Origin of the sequence: Flavobacterium inviolabile (assembly GCF_013389455.1) — a bacterium.
Lineage (GTDB): Bacteria > Bacteroidota > Bacteroidia > Flavobacteriales > Flavobacteriaceae > Flavobacterium > Flavobacterium inviolabile.
Genome location: NZ_CP058278.1, coordinates 2,504,635 through 2,522,682 on the forward strand (window position 1 = coordinate 2,504,635; position 18,048 = coordinate 2,522,682).

Sequence of the window (18,048 nt, forward strand, 5' to 3'; positions counted from 1 at the left end):
AGCGGTCCTCTTTTTTTATAACTATCGTTTGGAATAAATAACATTTATAAATTCTTTTTAACAGTTTTCGTGTTTATAAATTATAAATTTGCATTTCAATAGCAACAAAAAATGACAACGACCGACACGAAACCAACAACAGAATTAGAACAGTATTTCCAGCAATTCAGAAAAAATATTATTGGTATTGACCAGGAATTTGAATCTCCTTTTGGGAAGCAGAAAATTATCTATACCGACTGGACCGCGAGCGGACGTTTGTATCGTCCCATTGAAGAAAAACTAATTAACGAATTTGGTCCGTTTGTTGCCAATACCCATACGGAAACCACTGTTTCCGGAACTGCGATGACAATGGCCTATCATGAAGCCCGCCATATCATTAAAAAACATGTGAACAGCAACGAAGACGATGTATTGATCGTGGATGGTTCCGGAATGACAGGCGTAGTCAATAAATTCCAGCGTATTTTAGGATTGAAAGTACCTGAAAACCTGCAAAAGTATACGCAGATTCCGGAAGAGAAAAAACCGGTTGTTTTTATTTCGCACATGGAACACCATTCTAACCAGACTTCATGGCTGGAAACAATTGCTAAAGTTGAGGTAATTCCGGCTTGCGAACAGGGATTGATCTGTTTGGAAAGCTTCCGTGAATTATTGGAAAAATATAAAGACCGCACTTTAAAAATCGCTTCGGTAACGGCTTGTTCTAATGTAACCGGAATCCGTACGGCATATCACGATATCGCTAAAATAGTACATGAATACAACGGGGTTTGTTTTGTGGATTTTGCCTGTTCGGCACCTTATGTTAAAATAGACATGCACCCGGCAGATAATCCGGAAGGCTATCTGGATGCTATTTTTATGTCTCCGCATAAATTTTTAGGCGGACCCGGAACTTCAGGTGTACTGGTTTTCAATAAAAAATTATACAACAACATGATCCCGGATTGTCCGGGCGGAGGAACCGTAAGCTGGACCAACCCGTGGGGCGAACACAAATACCTGGATAATATTGAAGAAAGAGAAGACGGTGGTACACCGGGCTTTTTACAGGTTATCAAAACCGCATTGGCCGTTCAGTTAAAAGAACAGATGGGTATTGATAATATCCTGAAAAGAGAACATGAAATTACCGATTATGTTTTCGGACAATTAAAACAGGCGTCCAACATTAACATACTGGCAGGCCAGCATGAGGATCGTTTGGGGGTTATTTCTTTTTATATCAATGACCTGCATTTTAACCTGGGTGTAAAGATCCTGAACGACAGATTTGGAATTCAAACCCGCGGCGGCTGTAGTTGTGCCGGTACCTACGGGCATTACCTGCTGCATGTGGATCAGGAAACCTCCCATTATCTTACCGGAAAAATTACTTCGGGTGATTTAATCGAAAAACCGGGATGGATCAGAATGTCAATACATCCAACCACTACCAGCGAAGAAGTGGCGTATGTGTGTGACAGTATTAAAGCCCTGGCTGCCAATCACACTGCATGGGCGAATGATTATGAATACAACAAAAATTCAAACGAGTTTGTACACAAAGCAGCGCTTAACCTGGAAAAAGAAATGGTAAAGAGTTGGTTTAAATTATAAAGCAAAAGCCCTGAAATTAATTCAGGGCTTTTTTTATTCTTGGCGATTTAAGCGATTGCTTGTCGCGGTGTTTCCATCGTTTATGGGTCCATAAATAATATTCCGGTGCTTCATGGATCTGCTCTTCAACCATTCGCAGGTACATGCTTGTAATTTGATAGTTGGGAACTTCTTTAGGGTTTTCTACCAAAGGCACAAAGGTAGCCTGATAATGTCCCCGTTTCACTTTTTGTACTTTTACAAACACTAAGGATAAATCCATTTTTTTGGCCAGCATTTCGGCTCCGGTAAATACGGGAACATTAATGCCCATAAAAGTGTCGAAATAGTTGGTTCGGTGCAGCTGTGGCGATTGGTCACTTGCAAAACCGTAAAAACCTTTGATATTGTTAATCTCATTTTTGCGGATAACATCTACCGTTTCTTTGGCTTCAATTAATGTCGCGTTAAAATGCGAACGGATGTCGCGGATTAACTTGTCAAAATATTTGTTCTGGATTTTTTTATAAACGGCAAAAGTCCGGAAATCGATGTACTTGTCAAGGATGATAAGCCATTCCCAACTGGCATAATGCGCACACATCATAATGATACTTTTGTTCTTTTTCTCCATTTCCCTTACCATTTCAATATTGGTAAAAACAAAACGCTTTTTCATCTCTGCTTCCGAAATGGTCATGGTTTTGATCATTTCCAGAAACATATCACACATGTGTTTGAAAAACTTCTTTTCAATCCGGATGCGTTCTTCTTTGGAAAGGTGTGGCAGCGTTAATGCGATATTGTCCCGAACCGTTTTTTTCCGGTAACCGACAAGGTGGTATACCACAACATAAGTACAATCAGACAGAAAGTAAAAAAGAGGAAACGGAAGAATGGAAATACACCATAAAAAAGGGTAGGCGATTATATAGAGTAAAAACTGCATTTCGATATTTTTTACAAATATAACTTTTAAAAATATTTTTACCATCCCAAATTAACATTACCTAAACAAACAATCTGTATTTTTACAGAAAGAAAACCAACCGGAATGAATTCTGTACTATTAATTATTATTGCAATAACGGTAATTGTAAGCTTTAAAGGTTTTAATGACCTTTCGTTTTTTAGAAAATATGAATTTCACGTGGGAAGCATCCGTGCAGGTGAGCAAATCAGAATGTTTTCGTCTGCTTTTCTGCATGCCGATATTGCCCATCTGGCCTTTAACATGCTGACGTTATTCTTTTTTGCACCGGTGGTTATTCAGGATCTGGGTACCGCTTCTTTTCTGATCATATATATAGGAAGTTTACTGTGCGGCAGTTTGCTGACGCTTTACTTTCACAAAGATGATTATTCCTATAGAGCTATAGGAGCTTCGGGTGCGGTAACCGGGATTTTATATGCCGCTATCCTGCTGCGTCCGGATATGACCCTGGGACTGTACTTCATCATTCCGGTTCCGGCATATCTTTTTGGCATTGGCTATTTGCTGTATTCCATTTACGGAATGAAAGCCAAAAATGACAACATCGGGCATGTGGCACATTTTGGCGGGGCAATTGGCGGATATATTATTACAATTGCCAAAGTTCCTTCGATGTTACAGGACAATACTTTAATGGTAATACTGCTGGCAATTCCCATCGTGATCTTGTTTTTTTTAGCAAAAACAGGAAAATTATAATTTTTGGCATTGGATTTGATTTGTAGTATATAACTTAAAAAGCACAAAAATGAAAAAAGCAATTTTAATCGTAGTAACACTGTTCATGGCAACAGTTTCAAATGCACAAGAAATGAAAACACAACCACAGATAGTTGTTTCCGGCGAAGGGAAAATAAAAGTAACTCCGGATTATGTAATCATTAATGTTGGCGTGGAAAACACAGGAGAAGTGGCAGCCGATGTAAAAAAGAAAAATGATATTGCTATTGATGCTGTTATCAAATACTTAAAAAAATCAAAACTGCCGGAAGCGGATTTCCAGACCAAACAGGTTCAGTTGAACAAAACATACGATTATGAAAAGAAAAAACACTATTTCGTAGCCAATCAGACTATCTCAATCACGTTAAAAGAGCTGTCAAAATACGATACGATGATGTTAGGCCTGGTAGATGCCGGTGTAAATGTTATTAACGGTGTGGATTTCAAATCGACTAAAGTTACCGAGTATGAATCACAGGCAAGAGTAAAAGCAGTACAGGATGCTAAAACAAAAGCACAGGATTATGCTGCTGCTTTAAACCAGAAAATGGGGAAAGCAATCCTGGTAGCCGATAATTCGTCTACATACTACCCGAGACCGTATATGTCAGCCATGAAAATGTCGGCCGATACCGAAATGACAAGAGAGACTTTAGCGATCGGAGAGATTGAAGTTACCGCTAATGTGACGATAAATTTCGCATTGGATTAATCCAATTCTTTATAAAAACTGATAAAACTGCCCGGTTAGGGCAGTTTTTTTTTACGTAAACATTTGAAAATAATTTCTTTACATTTTTTCAATCGTTTAAATTTTTCAATTTTCAAGAATTGTCTATTTTTGCACATGCAACACAACGTACTTATTTTAGATTTCGGGTCGCAATACACTCAGCTTATTGCGAGAAGAGTTCGCGAATTAAATATTTTCTGCGAAATTTTTCCTTTCAATCACTTTCCCAGTGATTTATCAAGTTATAAAGCGGTTATCCTTTCCGGTAGCCCATACTCCGTAAGAGCAGAAGATGCACCGCATCCGGACTTATCACAGATCAGAGGTAAAATGCCGTTACTGGCGGTTTGCTACGGAGCACAATACCTGGCACATTTTAGCGGAGGAGAAGTAGCCCCTTCCAATATCAGAGAATATGGAAGAGCGAACCTGTCTTATGTAAAAGATGACGAAGCCTTCTTCGATGAAGTGGCTTTAAATAGTCAGGTTTGGATGAGCCACAGTGATACCATCAAGCAATTGCCAACAAACGGTGTTCGTCTGGCAAGTACTAAAGATGTGGAAAATGCGGCTTACAGAATTGAAGGAGAAACCACTTATGCTATTCAGTTTCATCCGGAAGTTTACCATTCAACAGACGGTAAACAGATGCTGGAGAACTTTTTAGTAAAAATTGCAGAAGTACCTCAAAACTTTACCCCTAAAGCATTTGTTGAAGAAATCGTAGACGAATTAAAAGGTAAAATTAAAAATGATAAAGTTGTTTTAGGACTTTCCGGTGGAGTAGATTCTACGGTAGCGGCAGTATTGTTAAACAAAGCTATCGGTGAAAACCTGTACTGTATTTTCGTAAACAACGGACTATTGCGTAAAAATGAATTCCAGAACGTTTTGGAGCAATACAAAGGAATGGGCTTAAACGTAAAAGGAGTGGATGCTTCGGCACGTTTTTTGAATGAATTGGCAGGTATTGAGGATCCGGAAACGAAAAGAAAAACAATCGGACGTGTGTTCATTGAAGTTTTTGATGATGAAGCCCATCTTATTGAAGATGTAAAATGGCTGGCTCAGGGAACGATCTATCCGGACGTAATCGAATCGGTATCGGTAAAAGGACCATCGGCAACGATCAAATCGCACCACAATGTGGGTGGTTTACCGGATTTCATGAAATTACAGGTAGTAGAACCGTTACGAATGCTTTTTAAAGACGAAGTAAGAAGAGTAGGAGCTACTTTGGGAATCAGCCCGGACTTATTGGGAAGACACCCGTTCCCGGGACCTGGATTATCCATCCGTATCCTGGGGGATATTACACCGGAGAAAGTTAGTATCTTACAGGATGTAGATGCGATCTTTATTGAAGGACTGAAAACACACGGATTATACGACAAAGTCTGGCAGGCAGGAGCAATCCTGTTACCGGTAAACAGCGTTGGGGTTATGGGAGATGAACGTACCTATGAAAAAGTAGTTGCGTTGAGAGCTGTAGAATCTACAGACGGAATGACTGCAGACTGGGTACATTTACCGTATGACTTCCTGATGAAAATATCGAACGAAATTATCAATAAAGTGAAAGGGGTTAACCGGGTTGTTTATGACATCAGCTCCAAACCGCCGGCCACAATTGAGTGGGAATAAAAAGAAATTGTAAATTTGAGATAAGTCGTTATAAAATTCTAACTTTATAACGACTTATTCGCTTAAAAATAGTAGTATGAAATATATTGTAACTGTTGTAATTTCAGGACTTTTTATGTCCGGTGTTGTTTTTGGACAAACTAAAAATTACATAGAACATAAGGTAGAAAAAGGAGAAACAGTAGTACAGATTGCAAAAAAGTATAGTGTAACGCCTTACGATATTTATCGGATGAACCCGGATTCGCAAAACGGATTAAAGGAAAATTCGAAAATATTGGTTCCGACAGCTTCCGGTAAAATAATTACTGCAAAAACAGAAGATAAGAAAACCGCAACTAAAGAAGTCCTTAAAGAAAAAGTAAAGGAAACTTTAGGAACGGTAACCATTACACATACGGTAGAACCGAAAGAAGGCGTTTACGGTATTGCTAAAAAATACGGAACCACGGTTGAAGCCATCTACAAAAGCAATCCTGCTGTAGAAAAAGACGGATTGAAAATTGGTCAGGTGCTGACTTTTACCGCTCCGAAAGCAGACAAACAACAGCTTAAAGCTGAGAAAAAAGAATTGAAGCAGGAGCTTAAACAAGCGGCAGCTGCCGGATCGGGCACAGCTTCCGGTAAAGCGGTTTACCATATTGTTGAAGCAAAAGAGACCAAATTCGGTATTGCTAAAAAATACGGTTTAACGGTTCCGGAATTAGAAGACCTGAATCCCGGAATAAAAGAAAACCTGGAAATCGGATACAATTTACGACTGAACAAAAATGTTCCTTCGGTACAGAAAACCGTAGAAAAGGAAATTGAAAAGGTTGCCGAAGAAAATAAATACCTGAGCTACCAGGTAAAACCTAAAGAAACCATGTATCGTCTGACCAAATCGTCAGGATTGAGTGAAGAGCAATTGATCTCTTTAAACCCGGAATTAAAAGACGGTGTTAAAGCGGGAATGGTTTTAAAACTGCCGAATACTTCTAAATTTGACGATGTTAAAACGAACAAAGCTTCTGTTGATATTGTTAAAACACTTAAAAAAGACGGAGAAAAAGAATTGGTATTGTTCATGCCTTTTAACCTGGATAAAATTGCATCCGACTCGATCCGTTCTACACAGGAACGTTTAAAAACGGATAAATTCCTGAACATGACCCTTGATTTTTATGCGGGTGCTTTAGTGGCAATCGACTCGGCTAAAGCCTTAGGTCTGCCGTTAAAAGTTAAGATTTATGACTCTAAGGAAACGAAAAACGCATCGGCAGTAGCGGCAATTATCGATAAAAACAACTTTGCGAATACGGATGCCGTTATCGGTCCGTTTTTTCAGTCTAATGTGGAAACCGCTGCCAATTTGCTGAACCAGTATAATGTTCCGGTAATCTCGCCTTTATCGAATGAAAAAGGGAAACCGTATTCGAACCTGTTTCAGGCAATGCCGAATTCGAATGATGTGAAGCAGAAAATGTTTGACTATATGAAGTCTAAAAACGGCAACATCATTGCGGTGGTCGATCCTAAAAAAGGCTCTTCAAGACAATATTTAAAAGATAACTATCCGTCGGTAAAATTTGCGGAATTAAACGAAAAAGGAAATGTGACGCTGGAAAACATCAAAAGCCTGATGGAAGCCGATAAAACCAATTTTGTTATTCTGGAATCGGAAAGTAAAGTAATGGTGCTGAGTACGCTGAACATTCTGGTGAGTGCTTTATCGCAATTCCAGGTACAGCTGGTAACGCTGGAGAAAAACGAAACCCTGGATTTTGAAGAAATTCCGTTGAGCCGTTTAACCAAACTGAGATTATTGTACCCTTCGGTAGCCAAAGATAACGAAACTCCGGAAGCGGCTATTTTTGCCGGTACATTTAAAAAGAAAAACAACATCTTCCCGAACCGCTTTGCAACAAGAGGTTTTGATGTAACTTTTGATGTTATTGTGAGAATGTTTCAGGAAAACGGATTCCGGGAATCGGTTAACGAAAATGCATCGGAGCAGGTGGAGAACAAATTTGACTACGCAAATATAAACGGAGGCTATTACAATACCGGTGTTTATATTATGAACTATAGTGATGATTTAACTGTAAAAGAAGCAAAATAATGACCTCAAAAGTAACGTATTTAGGAGATTTAAGAACGTCGTCGATTCATTTGCAGTCGGGAAGTGAAATTATATCGGATGCGCCTGTGGACAACAACGGAAAGGGAGAAGCTTTTTCACCCACAGATACCGTGGCGAATGCACTGGCAAGCTGTATGTTTACCGTTATGGGAATAAAAGCAGCTACGATGGATGTTGACTTTTCCGGAGCAACGGCAGACGTAACCAAAGTTATGCAGGCAGAACCGCGAAAAATAGCTGAGATTCATGTGACTTTTAACATGAATATCGAAGCAGACGATAAAACAAAAACAATATTGGAACGAACGGCTTTGACCTGTCCGGTTTATCTGAGCCTGAACCCGGATATTAAAAAAGAAATAATATTTAACTGGAAATAGATAATGGTAAAAGCAGAAAAAGACTATAATTTTTTCGATTGGTGGAAAAAAGCGTTTATTGAAAATTACATCAACTTTTCAGGGCGTGCCCGTCGTTCGGAATATTGGTATTATGTATTGGGTAATTTTATTATTATTGTTCCGCTGTATATCGTATTTATTATTGCTATTGTAACAGGATCGGAAGCATTAATAGGAATTTCAGGTTTCCTGTTGGTGGCTTTTGCACTGGCAACGATCATTCCGTCGTTTGCCGTTGCCGTAAGAAGACTGCATGATACCAATAAAAGCGGCTGGACCTATCTGCTGGCATTGATACCGTTTATCGGTTCCATGATTATCCTGTATTATTTTGTACTGGATGGCGACCATGGAAGAAATGATTACGGCAATGATCCGAAGATGGCACAGAACAATGAAATTGACTTCATAGGAAGAGAATAATATTTTGGATAAAAATAAAGAAGCACTCATCAGGCTGGCTCATACCAAAATGCCCTTCGGAAAATTTGAAGGGCGTTTTCTTATCGATTTACCCGAACACTATATTGTCTGGTACCACAACAAAGGTTTTCCAAAAGGGCAGCTTGGCGAACAGCTGCAGTTGGTCTATGAACTCAAATTAAACGGACTGGAAGAATTAATCCGGAATATAAAAAAGAACTTCCCCAAACCGTAAACCTTTTATTAACGAATAATTGTCAATCTACAGTTATTAATTCTCAATTTATAATTGTACTTTTGCCAAGTTTTTTACACAACTACAACAAACAACAACACAATGAATCAGACGAAATATATTTTTGTTACAGGAGGTGTGACTTCTTCTTTAGGAAAAGGAATTATCGCAGCTTCTTTAGCTAAATTATTACAAGCAAGAGGTTACCGAACGACAATCCAGAAATTTGATCCGTATATTAATGTGGATCCGGGAACATTGAACCCGTATGAACATGGAGAGTGTTATGTAACAGATGACGGAGCCGAAACCGATTTGGACTTAGGACATTATGAGCGTTTTTTAAATGTTCCTACGTCACAGGCCAATAATGTTACGACAGGAAGAGTATATCTTTCTGTAATTGAAAAAGAGCGTCGTGGTGAATTTTTAGGGAAAACCGTTCAGGTAGTTCCGCACATTACGAATGAGATCAAGGAACGTATGCAGTTGCTTGGAAAGTCGGGTGATTTTGACATTGTGATTACAGAAATAGGCGGTACGGTTGGTGATATCGAATCGTTGCCGTATATCGAATCGGTACGTCAGCTATTGTGGGAGTTGGGTGATAATAACGGTATCGTTATTCATTTAACATTAGTGCCCTATTTGGCGGCAGCCGGTGAATTAAAAACAAAACCAACGCAGCATTCCGTAAAAACCTTAATGGAAAGCGGAATCAAAGCGGATATTCTGGTTTGCAGAACCGAGCATGAAATTTCAAGCGACCTGCGTCAGAAATTAGCGTTATTCTGTAACGTTAAAAAAGAAGCGGTTATTCAGTCTATCGATGCTTCAACCATTTATGATGTTCCAAACTTAATGTTGGAAGAAGGATTGGACAGAGTAGCCCTGAAAAAATTGGATTTACCGGAAAAAGCAACACCGGATTTATCACAATGGAATGAGTTCCTGCACAAACTGAAAAACCCGAAACACACCGTTAACATTGGTTTGGTAGGGAAATATGTAGAATTACAGGATTCGTATAAATCCATTTTAGAAGCATTCATTCACGCGGGAGCGGCAAATGAAACCAAAGTAAATGTAATCAGTATTCACTCGGAATACCTGGATGAGAAAACGGTTGCCGATAAACTGAAAGGTTTGGATGGTATTTTGGTTGCTCCGGGATTTGGAGGAAGAGGAATTGAAGGAAAAATAGAAACGGTTCGCTATGCCAGAGAAAACAAAATTCCATTCTTTGGAATCTGTCTGGGTATGCAGATGGCCGTTATTGAATATTCCAGAAATGTTCTGGGTTATGCCGATGCCAATTCGACAGAAATGAACGACAGCACGTCTTACCCGGTGATCAGCATCATGGAAGAACAAAAAAATATTACCGATAAAGGAGGAACCATGCGTTTGGGTGCCTGGAAATGTACTTTAAAAGAAAATACACTGGCACATTCTATTTATGGTAAAACCAATATTTTAGAGCGTCACCGTCACCGTTATGAATTTAACGGAGACTATTTGGAAGCTTTGGAAAATGCAGGATTAAAAGCATCAGGAGTAAACCCTGATACCGGTTTAGTGGAAGTAGTGGAATTAACGGATCACCCGTTTTTCATTGGGGTTCAATACCATCCGGAATATAAAAGTACGGTAGCTAATCCGCATCCGTTGTTTGTACATTTTGTAGAAGCAGCTGTGAAAAATAAAGTTTGTTGCTAAAAATTTTTGCAACTCACCATAAACAATAAACGATTAGAATGGAAGAAAAGAAATTAGACACAAAATCTATTTTAGGATTTGTTTTGATTGCAGGATTGATGATCTGGATGATGTACAACAACATCGACAAAGAGAAACAATCCATTGCAGAAGATGCTCAAAAAGCTAAAGTTGAAAAAGTAGAGAAAGCTAAAGAAGCGGCAGTTACCAAAGCAATTGCCGATACAACTCAGCCGGATTCACTTCGCGTAAAAGCATTGCAAAGTTCTTTGGGAGCTTTCGCATACAGTGCTTCATTGCCTTCTGCAAAAGAAAACGTTACCGAAATTAAAAATGAAGTTTTAACGTTAAAAATCGCTAACAAAGGTGGTTATATCGTAGAAGCTACCGTTAACGGTTTTGAGCAATTCAGCAAAAATTCAAAAAGAAATGTTGAATTAATCAAACAAAACAACGCCAATCTGAACCTTCAGATCAACACTCAGGACAATCGTATTTTAAATACTAAAGACCTTTATTTTGAGCCTACTGTAACAAAAGAAGGGGACAATCAGGTTTTAACGATGAGACTAAAAGCCGGTGCCAACCAGTTTTTAGAGTACCGTTATGTATTGAAACCAAAAGAATACATGATGGATTTCGCAATCCGTTCTCAGGGACTTAGCAATGTTATTAACACGGCTAAACCGCTGGATCTGGAGTGGCAGTTAAAATCATTCCGCAACGAAAAAAGTGTAAGCTATGAAAACAGATACACGGATTTGGTTTACGAATATGAAAGCGGAAAAGACAACTCGTTAAGCGCAACCAGTAAATTAGATGAGAAATCTGCAGAAAACGTTACGTATGTAGCCTTCAAACAACATTTCTTTACGTCTATTTTATTAACAGATACGCCGTTTAAAACAGCTCAGTTAAAATCGGAGAACCTGGTTCACGATGAAAAAATTGACACGGTTTTTACTAAAAACTTCGTCGCAAAATTACCGTTAGAATTCAAAAACGGAGAGTTGAACTATAACATGAACTGGTACTACGGACCGTCAGACTATAAAACATTAAATTCATACAACAAGAACCTGGATGAAGTAATGCCTTTGGGATGGGGAATTTTCGGTTGGATTAACCGTTATGTATTTATCCCTGTTTACGGATTCTTAAGCGGATTTGTTCCTCACGGTATCGCCATTATTATCTTCACGATCTTAGTGCGTCTGGTAATGTCACCGGTAACTTATAAATCATATTTGTCTCAGGCAAAAATGAAAGTGTTGCGTCCGGAAATTGCAGAATTGAATGAAAAATTCTCTAAAGACCCGATGAAGAAACAACAGGAAACAATGAAACTGTACAATAAAGCCGGTGTGAATCCTATGGCAGGATGTTTACCAGCCGTCATGCAGATTCCGGTTTTCTATGCCCTCTTCCAGTTCTTCCCGTCTTATTTTGATTTAAGACAGAAAAGCTTCCTTTGGGCAGACGATTTATCGTCATACGATTCAGTGTTACACTTACCGTTCTACATTCCGTTCTATGGTAACCACGTGAGTTTATTCCCGATATTGGCATCAGTAGCTATTTTCTTCTATATGAAAATGACAACCGGCGACCAGGCAATGAGCACACCTCCGCAGGAAGGTATGCCGGATATGGGTAAGATCATGAAAATCATGATTTATGTTTCACCAATTATGATGTTATTCTTCTTTAATAACTATGCTTCCGGATTGAGTTTGTATTACTTTATTTCGAATACGATCACTATCGGTATTATGCTGGTTATCAAGAACTACATTGTGAATGAAGAGAAAATTCACGCTCAGATTCAGGAGAATAAGACGAAACCTCAGAAGCAGAGTAAGTTTCAAAGAAAGATGCAGGAAATGATGGAGCAGGCGGAAGCACAGAAAAATGCCAAGCAAAACAAAAAATAATTGAAAAGCATCCGTCAGGGATGCTTTTTTTATACAATCCTTATTTACTTTAGCAGTTTAATCATCAGGGATTAAAATTATTTTCAGGATGATACGTTTAGTATAATTAAACCATTACAAAAATATGAGAACAACATTCTTAGCGATATTCACCTTATTGAGCACCATTGCTTTTTCACAGGAAACGAATAAGAACGACGATAAAGGTCAGCGTCACGGATTGTGGAAAGGAATTTACGACGATACCAAATACCCGCGATATGAAGGAACCTTCGATCACGGAAAGGAAGTGGGCGTGTTTAAATATTTTGACAATACCAAAGCCACGGTTGTTATTGCAACCCGTGATTTTTCGGCAAATGACGGTTCCAATTATACGGTGTTTTTTGACCAGAAAGGCAATAAAGTCAGTGAAGGAAAAATAGTGGGCAGAGAATATGAAGGAGAATGGAAATACTACCATAAAGGCGGAAAAGAAATCATGACGCTGGAATACTATTCCAATGGAAAACTAAACGGAACCCGAAAAGCATTTTACCCGAACAAAGCCGTAGCCGAAGAAATTCAGTATGTAAACGGCGTTAAGCAGGGAATGTATAAAAAATATTCCGATAAAGGAGTGGTAATTGAAGAAACAACCTATGTGAACAATCTGTTTGACGGACCTTCTGTTTACCGCAACTCCAAAAATGAAATAATTACCAAAGGACAATTTAAAAAAGGGCAGAAATCCGGAATCTGGAAGTTTTACGAAAACAACAAACTGGTTAAAGAAGTAAACGCTGCCAAAATAAACGATGTGACCTTTAAGATCAAGACCGATACGGACGGGAAAAAGAAACCGACCGAGTTAAAAAGCAAAACCAATTAATAATGTAATTTTGCAAAAAAAATAGAAGAATCATAAATATAAGGTATAGAAATAGATGAAACGTGTAGTTGTTGGTCTTTCCGGTGGAGTGGATTCGAGTGTGGCAGCCTATCTTTTACAGGAACAAGGCTATGAAGTGATAGGACTGTTTATGAAAAACTGGCATGACGATTCGGTTACGATTTCGAACGAATGTCCATGGCTGGAAGACAGTAATGATGCGCTTTTAGTGGCTGAAAAATTAGGGATCCCTTTTCAGACAGTAGATTTAAGCGAACAATATAAAGAACGTATCGTAGACTATATGTTTAACGAATACGAAAAAGGAAGAACACCCAACCCGGATGTGTTGTGTAACCGTGAAATCAAGTTTGACGTATTTATGAAAATAGCGTTAAGCCTTGGTGCCGATTATGTAGCCACAGGGCACTATTGCCGTAAAGGGATTATTGAAAAAGAAGAAGGTAACGTATATCAGTTACTGGCCGGAGTAGACGGTAATAAAGACCAGTCGTATTTCCTGTGCCAGTTATCTCAGGAACAATTGGCAAAATCATTATTCCCGATCGGGGAACTGACCAAGCCCCAGGTTCGGGAAATTGCCGCAAAAATGGAACTGATCACAGCCGAAAAAAAAGATTCGCAAGGACTTTGCTTTATCGGAAAAGTACGCCTGCCGGAATTTTTACAACAGCAGTTACAGCCTAAAGAAGGCTTGATTTTTGAAGTGGATGCGAATCATGCCGTATATACCCAGACCCAAACCGGTTTTGCCTCTCTGGAAGAAGAACTGGCGTACCGGGCGAAGAATATCGACTATACTCCGGAAATGGGGAAAATTGTCGGAAAACACCAGGGTGCCCACTATTTTACGATCGGGCAAAGAAAAGGACTGAATGTAGGAGGAACAAAAGAACCGCTGTTTATTATCGCTACAGATGTAACGACCAATACCATTTACACCGGACAGGGACATAACCATCCCGGATTGTTCAAAAGAGCCTTATTTGTTCAAAAACCGGAAGTACACTGGATTCGTGAGGATCTGGCTTTAGCCAATGGCGAAAAAATGGGAGTAATGGCGAGAATCCGTTACAGACAGCCATTGCAAAAAGCAACGTTATACCAGTTTGAAGACGGTATGTATGTACTTTTCGAAGAACCGCAATCGGCAATAACAGAAGGGCAATTTGTTTCATGGCATATTGGAGATGAATTAGTTGGTTCGGGAGTAATTTCTTAAATTGCGCTTTCTAATTTGTGAAAGCATGAAAAAAATCCTCCCGTTTCTATTCGTATTACTGCACACAGTAACATTTTCACAAGAAGATGCCTGGGTTTATTTTAACGATAAGCCCAATGCACAAACCTATTTGAGCAACCCTCTTTCCATGCTTTCACAAAGAGCGTTAGACAGGAGAGCTGCTCAAAATATTGCGGTCGACATTCAGGATGTACCCATCCACCAAAACTATATCGACCAGATTACAGCCGTTCCCGGAATCAGCGTGATGGCAAAATCCAAATGGATGAATGCCTTACACATCAGAGGAACACAGTCGGTGATTAACGGACTGACAACACTTTCCTTTGTTCATCATGTCGATTTTGCCAACAAAACTTTAAATACCAATAAAAATACAAATACTGCCGCTTCCGGATTGTTTAATAAAACGCTGGATGTACAGACAAACTTTCCTTATGGTGCTTCCGCAGCACAGATTCAGATGCTCAACGGACATTTACTGCACCAGCAGGATTTTACCGGAACCGGAAAGATCATTGCGGTAATGGATGCCGGTTTCCCGGGAGTGGATACCACCGATCCGTTTTTAAGATTAAGAACCAATAACCAGATTAAAGGCGGCTATAATTTCGTGAACCGAAATGCCAATTTCTATACCGGCTTCCAGCACGGTACGCAGGTATTGTCCAATATGGCTGCTTATGTAGACAATCAGTTGGTGGGCACTGCACCGGATGCTTCCTATTATTTATTTGTTACGGAAGACATCAACAGCGAAAGTCCGTTAGAAGAAAGCCTTTGGGTAGAAGCTGCCGAAACTGCCGACAGCCTGGGTGTTGATGTGATCAACTCTTCACTGGGCTATAACCTGTTTACCAATGCGGCCTATAACCATACCTATCAGGATATGGACGGGAATACCACCTTTATAACCAGAGGCGCTAATATCGCGTTTACCCGGGGGATGATTGTAGTGGTTTCCGCCGGAAATGAAGGTGCCAAACCGTGGAAATTTATAACGGCTCCTGCAGATGCTACCAATGTTCTGACGGTAGGAGCGGTGAGCGCTTCAGAAGTCAGAGCCGGATTTAGTTCACAGGGACCAACAGCCGACGGAAGGATCAAACCGGATGTAATGGCAATGGGTGCTGCTTCGGTTGTTACAACACAAACCGGAGAAATAGGCTATAATAACGGGACTTCTTTTTCGGCACCCACATTAGCCGGACTGGTAGCGTGCTTATGGCAGGCATTACCGAATAAAACAAATGCTCAGCTGGTGCAGATCATAAAAGAATCGGCAGACCGCTATACCAATCCGGATAACTTTTACGGATACGGAATACCGGATTTCCAACAGGCCTTAAATACAGCCTTATCGACCGCTTCGTTTGCAGTAAACGGCTTTAACCTTTATCCCAACCCAACAGCGGGAACGATAACCATTACGTCACCAGACAACACCGTTGCCCGTTTTGTGCTATACAACAGCCTGGGTCAGGAAATCATGAAAAAAAATATCAGCAGCCTTCAGGAAGAAACCATTTCCCTGGAATCGTTTACTTCCGGAATTTATTGCTACACCATTGTTTCGGGTGAAGCCACCTTTTCAGGAAAACTAATCAAAAAATAGTATATCTAACAGCATGAACAGAATCACAAAACTTTTCAATATCCAATACCCGATAATTCAGGGTGGGATGATATGGAATAGCGGATATAAATTAGCAAGTGCCGTAAGTAACGCCGGCGGACTGGGTTTAATCGGAGCCGGATCGATGTATCCGGAAGTACTGCGCGAGCACATTCAGAAATGTAAAAAAGCAACAGATAAACCTTTTGGAATAAACGTTCCGATGCTGTATCCCAACATTGAAGAAATAATGAACATTATTGTCGAAGAAGGCGTAAAGATCGTTTTTACCTCAGCCGGAAATCCGAAAACATGGACCGCTTTTCTAAAAGAAAAAGGCATTACGGTTGTACACGTGGTGAGCAGTTCCAAATTTGCCTTAAAAGCACAGGAAGCAGGAGTGGATGCTGTTGTAGCCGAAGGCTTTGAAGCAGGAGGACACAACGGAAGAGAAGAAACCACAACGCTAACGCTGATCCCGATGGTAAAGGAACAAATCAATATTCCTTTAATCGCTGCCGGTGGTATCGCTACCGGAAGAGGAATGCTGGCGGCAATGGTTTTAGGTGCCGACGGTGTACAGATGGGATCCCGTTTTGCAGCATCGGAAGAAAGCTCGTCACACGAAAACTTCAAGCAAACGATCTTAAATGTAAAAGAAGGCGATACCCATTTAACACTGAAAGAACTGGCGCCGGTTCGTTTGATAAAAAACAAATTTTATGAAGACGTACAAACATTATATACCAAATGCCCGACGCCGGAAGAGCTGAAAGAACTCTTAGGCAGAGCCCGTGCAAAACGCGGAATGTTTGAAGGTGATTTGGTGGAAGGAGAACTGGAGATCGGTCAGATAGCCGGATTGATCCACGACATACAACCCGTTTCGGTAATTGTAGCCAATGTTATCGCAGAATTTGAAAAAGCAAAACAGGAAGCCGCAACTTTCTGATAAAACAAAAAACCGGCCTGTTGCCGGTTTTTTTTATATACAATATAATAGGTTACTATTCGGCCATTTTGCGCAGCTGATTCTTGTTTTTGATGCTGATTTTCTTTCCGGTCAGTTCAATTAACCCGGATTTATTGAAATCAGACAGCAAACGAATACAACTTTCGGTAGCGGTACCGATAATACTGCTCAACTCCTCACGCGAAAGCTGAATTTTTAAGGTGCCATCTGCATTAGTGCCAAAAGTATCGCTCAGATACAGTAAGGTCTCGGCAAGGCGTTCTTTTACATTTTTCTGCGCCATAGACACCATGTGGTCATCGGCTTCTTTTAAATCACCGCAAATCGTTTTCATCACATTCATGGAAAACTGATTGTTGTTGTTAAAAAAAGAAAGGATCTCGGTTTTGGGAATAAAACAAACCTGCATGTCTTCCAATGCAATAGCGCTCAGGTTTGCCGGTTCATCACTAATCATAGAGCGTTGCCCTAAAAGCTCACCCGGTTTCACCAGTTTTACGATCTGGTCTTTACCGTTCTGGCTGAGTTTGGATAACTTACAAACACCATCTTTGACACAATAGATACCATTGGTAACATCACCTTCTTCAAAAATGGGTTCCCCTTTTTTAATAATATAAGACGTTTTACAGCTGGCAATCTTTAAAAGCTCCTCTTTACTTAAAGCTTTTAAAGAGCTAAACTCTCTAACGATACATTGTTCACATTTCCCCATATACATTCTCCTTAAAATGGTTCATACAAATATACCAAAAGTATGACAAATATCATATTTTATTGCTACCCTAATTACAACCTTTGTCTCAGGTA

16 protein-coding genes are annotated in these 18,048 nt (G+C 39.7%); 14 read left to right on the plus strand and 2 right to left on the minus strand.

Annotation, left to right across the window (positions count from 1 at the left end; genetic code table 11):
* Positions 1-111: 111 nt before the first annotated feature.
* Complete coding sequence (locus HW120_RS11210; RefSeq protein ID WP_177734156.1) at positions 112-1,608, plus strand: aminotransferase class V-fold PLP-dependent enzyme; 1,497 nt, start codon at positions 112-114, stop codon at positions 1,606-1,608.
* Positions 1,609-1,624: 16 nt separating this feature from the next.
* Here HW120_RS11210 and HW120_RS11215 read toward each other — a convergent pair whose 3' ends face one another.
* A complete protein-coding gene (locus HW120_RS11215) occupies positions 1,625-2,536 on the minus strand; it encodes a lysophospholipid acyltransferase family protein (protein ID WP_177734158.1) in 912 nt (303 codons plus the stop codon).
* 105 nt (positions 2,537-2,641) lie between these two features.
* On the opposite strand from HW120_RS11215, the gene HW120_RS11220 reads away from it, so the two are divergent.
* The 13 genes from HW120_RS11220 to HW120_RS11280 all read left to right on the plus strand — a co-directional run bounded on the left by HW120_RS11220 (position 2,642) and on the right by HW120_RS11280 (position 17,217).
* Complete coding sequence (locus HW120_RS11220) at positions 2,642-3,280, plus strand: rhomboid family intramembrane serine protease (RefSeq protein ID WP_177734160.1); 639 nt, start codon at positions 2,642-2,644, stop codon at positions 3,278-3,280.
* Between the two features lie 49 nt (positions 3,281-3,329).
* The gene (locus tag HW120_RS11225; RefSeq protein WP_177734162.1) at positions 3,330-4,016 is read left to right on the plus strand and encodes an SIMPL domain-containing protein; all 687 of its coding nucleotides are present in this window, start codon (positions 3,330-3,332) and stop codon (positions 4,014-4,016) included.
* Between the two features lie 135 nt (positions 4,017-4,151).
* On the plus strand, positions 4,152-5,681 hold the full coding sequence (gene guaA, locus HW120_RS11230; protein ID WP_177734164.1) for a glutamine-hydrolyzing GMP synthase: 1,530 nt from the start codon (positions 4,152-4,154) through the stop codon (positions 5,679-5,681).
* 76 nt (positions 5,682-5,757) lie between these two features.
* On the plus strand, positions 5,758-7,782 hold the full coding sequence (locus HW120_RS11235; protein ID WP_177734166.1) for a LysM peptidoglycan-binding domain-containing protein: 2,025 nt from the start codon (positions 5,758-5,760) through the stop codon (positions 7,780-7,782).
* A complete protein-coding gene (locus HW120_RS11240; RefSeq protein ID WP_177734168.1) occupies positions 7,782-8,183 on the plus strand; it encodes an OsmC family protein in 402 nt (133 codons plus the stop codon). The genes HW120_RS11235 and HW120_RS11240 overlap by 1 nt, the downstream gene beginning before the upstream one ends.
* A 3-nt stretch (positions 8,184-8,186) precedes the next feature.
* Entirely contained in the window at positions 8,187-8,627 is a 441-nt protein-coding gene (locus HW120_RS11245; RefSeq protein WP_177734170.1) for a DUF805 domain-containing protein, read from the plus strand.
* A gap of 4 nt (positions 8,628-8,631) precedes the next feature.
* The gene (locus HW120_RS11250) at positions 8,632-8,862 is read left to right on the plus strand and encodes a DUF3820 family protein (protein ID WP_177734172.1); all 231 of its coding nucleotides are present in this window, start codon (positions 8,632-8,634) and stop codon (positions 8,860-8,862) included.
* A 102-nt stretch (positions 8,863-8,964) separates the two neighbouring features.
* Complete coding sequence (locus HW120_RS11255) at positions 8,965-10,581, plus strand: CTP synthase (protein ID WP_177734174.1); 1,617 nt, start codon at positions 8,965-8,967, stop codon at positions 10,579-10,581.
* Between the two features lie 38 nt (positions 10,582-10,619).
* The gene (yidC, locus tag HW120_RS11260) at positions 10,620-12,515 is read left to right on the plus strand and encodes a membrane protein insertase YidC (RefSeq protein ID WP_177734176.1); all 1,896 of its coding nucleotides are present in this window, start codon (positions 10,620-10,622) and stop codon (positions 12,513-12,515) included.
* Between the two features lie 124 nt (positions 12,516-12,639).
* Positions 12,640-13,386, plus strand: coding sequence for a toxin-antitoxin system YwqK family antitoxin (locus tag HW120_RS11265; RefSeq protein WP_177734177.1), 747 nt, complete (start codon positions 12,640-12,642; stop codon positions 13,384-13,386).
* 55 nt (positions 13,387-13,441) lie between these two features.
* Positions 13,442-14,629 carry a tRNA 2-thiouridine(34) synthase MnmA gene (gene mnmA / locus HW120_RS11270; protein WP_177734179.1) on the plus strand — a complete coding sequence of 396 codons (1,188 nt, stop codon included), beginning with the start codon at positions 13,442-13,444 and terminating at the stop codon, positions 14,627-14,629.
* A gap of 25 nt (positions 14,630-14,654) precedes the next feature.
* Positions 14,655-16,265 carry a S8 family serine peptidase gene (locus HW120_RS11275; protein WP_177734181.1) on the plus strand — a complete coding sequence of 537 codons (1,611 nt, stop codon included), beginning with the start codon at positions 14,655-14,657 and terminating at the stop codon, positions 16,263-16,265.
* A gap of 13 nt (positions 16,266-16,278) precedes the next feature.
* Complete coding sequence (locus HW120_RS11280; protein ID WP_177734184.1) at positions 16,279-17,217, plus strand: NAD(P)H-dependent flavin oxidoreductase; 939 nt, start codon at positions 16,279-16,281, stop codon at positions 17,215-17,217.
* A 55-nt stretch (positions 17,218-17,272) separates the two neighbouring features.
* Here the strand turns inward: HW120_RS11280 and HW120_RS11285 are convergent, their stop codons facing one another.
* On the minus strand, positions 17,273-17,953 hold the full coding sequence (locus HW120_RS11285) for a Crp/Fnr family transcriptional regulator (RefSeq protein ID WP_177734186.1): 681 nt from the start codon (positions 17,951-17,953) through the stop codon (positions 17,273-17,275).
* Between the last annotated feature and the right edge of the window lie 95 nt (positions 17,954-18,048).